Source organism: Mesorhizobium sp. M4A.F.Ca.ET.050.02.1.1, assembly GCF_003997725.1.
Classification (GTDB): Bacteria; Pseudomonadota; Alphaproteobacteria; order Rhizobiales; family Rhizobiaceae; genus Mesorhizobium.
Genome location: NZ_RZSG01001360.1, coordinates 1 through 725 on the forward strand (window position 1 = coordinate 1; position 725 = coordinate 725).

1 pseudogene is annotated in these 725 nt (G+C 68.7%); it reads right to left on the reverse strand.

Annotated elements, in window-relative coordinates:
- Positions 1-725 (reverse strand): annotated as a pseudogene (locus EOA33_RS37490) (cobaltochelatase subunit CobT); the annotation flags it as partial.

Sequence of the window (725 nt, forward strand, 5' to 3'; positions counted from 1 at the left end):
CGGCGTCGTCGGACTGCGACTGCTCCGAGCCGGAATCGTCCTCGCCGCCCTCCTCGCTCTGCTCCTCGCCCTGCGGCTCGTTGTCGTCACTGTCCTCGGTGTCTTCGCTCTCCTGGTCGTCGCCGAGCTCCTCGGCCATCTCCATGGAGACCAGCATGTCGCGCACGATGCGGGCAAAAGCCTGCTGGTCGTCGAGTTTGGCCGACAGGCCGTCGAGATCGGCGCTGGCCTTCTCCTCGACCCAAGGGCGCCACAGATCGACCAGGCGCTCGCCGCTCCTGGGCACGGCGCGGCCGGTGAGCTTCTCGCGCACCATCAGCGCCACCGCCTCCTCGAGCGGCGCGTCGGCCTTGTCCTTGACGTCGACGAGATTGGCCTTGGCGTATTTGTCCTCCAGCATCGAGCCGATATTGTCGGCGACGCCCTGCATGGCGCGGCTGCCGATCGCCTCGACACGGGCCTGCTCGACCGCGTCGTAGATCGAGCGCGCCAGCTTGCCCTCCGGCGCCAGCTTGTTGTGGATGCGCTGATCGTGGCAGGCGCGCTTCAGCGCCATGGAATCGCCGAGCCCGCGGGTGATGGCGATATCGGCCTTCGAGGCCTTCTTCGGCAGCTCGGGCAGCCGGGCGCGGCTGCCGGCGAGCGCCGGCCGGTCCTTGGCGAAACCGACCTCGAGATCCTTGTCGCCGGCAATGTCGCGCCTGCACACGGTCAACGAGCGCTTG